General features: G+C 69.1%; 2 protein-coding genes and 1 pseudogene. All 3 read left to right on the forward strand.

Going from position 1 to position 4,330, the window contains the following annotated elements:
- Positions 1 to 368: 368 nt before the first annotated feature.
- Positions 369 to 2,270 (forward strand): extracellular solute-binding protein, encoded by a 1,902-nt coding sequence (locus FV233_RS28250; RefSeq protein ID WP_147899498.1) that lies wholly within the window; start codon positions 369 to 371, stop codon positions 2,268 to 2,270.
- Positions 2,267 to 4,120, forward strand: a complete 1,854-nt coding sequence (locus FV233_RS28255) for an extracellular solute-binding protein (protein ID WP_147899499.1) — start codon at positions 2,267 to 2,269, stop codon at positions 4,118 to 4,120. The genes FV233_RS28250 and FV233_RS28255 overlap by 4 nt, the downstream gene beginning before the upstream one ends.
- A gap of 4 nt (positions 4,121 to 4,124) precedes the next feature.
- A pseudogene (locus tag FV233_RS28260) lies at positions 4,125 to 4,330 on the forward strand (microcin ABC transporter permease); the annotation flags it as partial.

Consider the following 4,330-nt stretch of genomic DNA (forward strand, 5'->3'; position numbering starts at 1 on the left):
GAAAAACACACCCAGACCGCCCATGCAGGATCTCCCGTGCTCCAGGAGACCTTAAAGAATCCAGTTCGCGCTTCGCCGAAAGACCCCGCTGCCAAATGCGATTCCCCTGTCTGCGGGGGGAGGGAGAGGCGCTTGGGGTTGGCCTTGGCCCTCATCCGGCAGCGATGTGTGAACATCGTAGCCTTTGCGGGGGCGGGAGAGACCCGTTGCGTGCCGGCTTCAAGAAGCCCCGCGCCGCAGGTGACGTCGCGGTCGCGCACCGACCGGCAAAGATGCGGCCTCGACGCCCGGGCCGCACCCGGCCTAAGACCCTTCGGAAGCCCGAATTCCCGCACCGCCTGGTGCGATGACATGGAGACAGCCCGCCCGTGACTGGACGCCTCCTCGCCGCAACGCTCTGCATCGCCTGCCTCCAGTTCGCCCCCGCCAGCGCGCAGGAACCCGCGGCGAGCGCGGCCGCCACGGAGGCGTCGATCCCGGCCGCCACCGGCCAGTGGACCCATGCGATCACGCTGATGGGCGAGCCGAAATACGGCCCCGGCTTCAAGCATTTCGACTACGCCGACCCGGCCGCGCCCAAGGGCGGGCTGGTACGCCTGGGCATGCAGGGCGGGTTCGACAACTTTAACATGATCGTCTCGGGCCTGAAGGGCGACCTCGAAGGCGGCGTGCTGCAGATCTACGATACGCTGATGACCGAATCCTCGGACGAGCCGTTCACGTCCTACGGCCTGCTGGCCGAGGCGGTGCGGGTCGCCCCCGACCTCGGATCGGTCTCGTACCGCCTGCGCGACGACGCCCGCTGGCATGACGGCCAGCCGATCACCCCCGAGGACGTGGTCTGGTCCTACGGCGTGCTGAAGGCCAACAGCCCGTTCTACGCCGCCTATTATCAGACCGTCGCCAAGGCCGAGGCGACCGGGCCGCACGAGGTGACCTTCACGTTCAGCGAGACGGGCAACCGCGAATTGCCGCAGGTGATCGGCCAGCTGCGGGTGCTGCCCAAGCACTGGTGGACGGGCAAGGACGCCAACGGCAAGCCGCGCAGCCCGACCGAGACCACCCTGGAGCCGCCGCTCGGCTCCGGCCCCTATCGGCTCGCCAAGTTCGAGCCGGGCCGCAGCGTCACCTACGCCCGCGTGCCGGATTACTGGGGCAAGGACCTGCCGGTGAATGTCGGGCGGTACAATTTCGACACCGAGCGCCACGAGTATTTCCGCGACGGCACCGTACTGGTCGAGGCCCTGAAGGGCGACCTCTACGACTTCCGGGCCGAGAACATCGCCCGCAACTGGGCGACCGCCTACGATGATTTCCCGGCCGTCAAGGAAGGGCGCCTGATCAAGGAGGCGTTCCCGGAGCGCGGCATGGGCATCATGCAGGCCTTCGCGTTCAACACGCGCCGGGACAAGTTCAAGGATCCGCGGGTCCGCCGGGCATTCAACCTGGCGCTCAACTTCGAGGAGATGAACAAGAACCTGTTCTACGGCCTCTACAAGCGGATCAACTCCTACTTCTTCGGCTCGGAACTGGCCTCCTCGGGCCTGCCCGAGGGGCAGGAGAAGGAGATCCTGGAGAGCGTCAAGGACAAGATCCCGGCTTCGGTCTTCACCGCGCCCTACGCCAACCCGGTCAACGAGAACCCGGAGGCCGTGCGGAAGAACCTGCGCGAGGCCGTGGGGCTGCTGCGCGAGGCCGGCTACGAGCTGCGCGGCGGCAAGATGGTCAACAAGACGACCGGTGAGCCGCTGACCGTCGAGTTCCTGGAGTTCCAGAACGCGTTCGAGCGGGTGATCCTGCCCTTCGCGGCGCAATTGAAGCTGATCGGCATCGACGCCACGATGCGGGTGATCGACGCCGCGCAGTATCAGAACCGGATCCGCGACTTCGACTTCGACATCACCACCAACGGTTGGGGCGAGTCGCTGTCGCCCGGCAACGAGCAGCGCGAGTTCTGGGGCTCGGCGGCGGCCGACAAGCCGGGCTCGCGCAACCTGATCGGGATCAAGGATCCCGGGATCGACGCGCTGATCGAGAAGGTCATCTACGCCAAGGACCGGGCCGGGGTGATCGCCGCGACCAAGGCCCTCGACCGGGTGCTGCTGGCGCACGATTACGTCGTGCCGCAATGGTCCGCGAGCGAGCAGCGGACCCTGCGCTGGAACCGGTTCAGCCACCCTTCCGTGCTGCCGCGCTACGCCGGCTCCGGCTTCCCGACGACCTGGTGGTACGACGAGGCGCGCGCCGCCAAGACCGGGGCCCCGCGGTGACGGGCCGGTCCTGGCGGCCGAGCCGGCGCGGCCTCATCCTCGGCGCCGGCGCGCTCGCCGCGATCCGTCCCGCCTGGGCAGAAGGCAAGGAGCGCCACGGCCTGTCGAGCTTCGGCGAGCTGAAATACGGCCCCGGCTTCGAGCATTTCGACTACGTGAACCCGATCGCCCCCAAGGGCGGCCGGTTCTCGACACAGCTCGCCGGCACCATCGGCAACCAGTCGCTCAACACCTTCAACACGCTCAACATCTACGTGCTGCGCGGTGACGGCGCGGCCGGGCTGGACCAGACCTTCGACAGCCTGATGGTCCGCGCGCTCGACGAGCCGGACGCCGTCTACGGGCTGGTGGCGCGCGCCGTGACGGTGAGCCCGGACGGACTGACCTTCCGGTTCGCGCTGCGCCCGCAGGCCCGGTTCCACGACGGCTCGCGGCTGACCGCGCAGGACGCCGCCTTCAGCCTCAGGCTCCTGCGCGACAAGGGCCATCCCTCGATCTCCGAGGTGATCCGGCCGATGACCGACGCCCGGGCCGAGGGCGACGAGACGCTCGTCATCACCTTCGCCGAGGGCCGCGCCCGCGACCTGCCGCTGTTCGTGGTCCAGCTGCCGATTTTTTCCGCGTCCTATTACGCCAAGCGCGACTTCGAGGCCGCGAGCCTCGAGGCGCCGCTGGGCTCGGGCGCTTACCGGGTCGGCGCGGTCGATCCCGGCCGCTCGATCGGACTCGACCGGGTGCCGGATTACTGGGCCGCCGACCTCGCGGTGACGGCCGGCCAGAACAACTTCGACGCGATCCGCTACGAGTATTTCCGGGATCGCACCGTGGCGTTCGAGGCGTTCAAGAGCGGCGCCTTCACGTTCCGCGAGGAGTTCACCGCCCGGGTCTGGGCCACCGGCTACGACTTTCCCGCCGCCACCGAGGGGCGGGTGATCCGACAGACCGTGCCGGATGCGCGGCCGAGCGGGACGCAGGGCTGGTGGATCAACACCCGCCGCGAGCCGTTCCACGACCCGCGCATCCGTGAGGCGATCGGCCTGTGCTTCGACTTCGAATGGTCGAACCGCAACCTGATGTACGGCGCCTACACGCGCACCGCCTCGTTCTTCGAGAATTCCGACCTCAAGGCCACGGGCAAGCCCTCGGCCGAGGAGCTGGCCCTGCTGGAGCCGATCAAGGACCTGCCCCCGGAGGTGTTCGCCGAGGCCTGGACGCCGCCGGTCTCGGACGGGTCCGGCCAGGACCGGGCGCTGCTCAAGCGGGCCGACGCGCTGCTGCGCGAGGCCGGCTGCACCCGCCAGGGCAGCGGCCTCCTGCTGCCGGGGGGCAAGCCCCTTTCCATCGAGTTCCTGGACGACGACCCGGTCTTCCAGGCGGTGACCCAGCCGTTCATCCGCAATCTCGGGCTGCTCGGGATCAAGGCGAGCCATCGCACCGTGGATCCGTCGCAGTACCAGGCCCGGGTCAACGACTTCGACTTCGACGTCACGTCCCGCCGCTTCGCCGGCGGCGTCACCCCGGGCACGGAGCTGCGCGAGCTCTACGGCTCCAAGGCAGCCGCCACACCGGGCTCCAACAACCTCTCGGGCGTGGCCGATCCGGCCATCGACGCGCTGCTCACGGCCATCGCGGATGCCAAGTCCCGCGCCGCGCTGACCACCGCGTGCAAAGCCCTCGACCGGGTGCTGCGGGCCCGGCGCCTCTGGGTGCCGATGTGGTATTCCGGCGCCCACCGCCTCGCCCTGTGGGACGTCTACGGCCGCCCGGCCAACCCGCCGAAATACGATCTCGGCGCCCCCGGCACCTGGTGGTTCGACGCCGACAAGGCCAAGCGGATCGGGCGGGACTGAGACCATGCTCGGCTACATCCTGCGCCGCATCGGCCTGATGATCCCGACCCTGTTCGGGATCATGCTGATCACCTTCACCATCGTGCAGTTCGCCCCCGGCGGCCCGGTGGAGCGGGTGCTGTCGCAGATGAAGGGTCAGGGCGACGGCACCCTGTCGCGGCTCACCGGCGGGGGCGGCGACCTCGGCGGCGGCGGTCGTCCGGCAGGGGG

This window comes from Methylobacterium sp. WL7 (genome assembly GCF_008040085.1).
In the GTDB taxonomy this organism is placed as follows: Bacteria; Pseudomonadota; Alphaproteobacteria; order Rhizobiales; family Beijerinckiaceae; genus Methylobacterium; species Methylobacterium mesophilicum.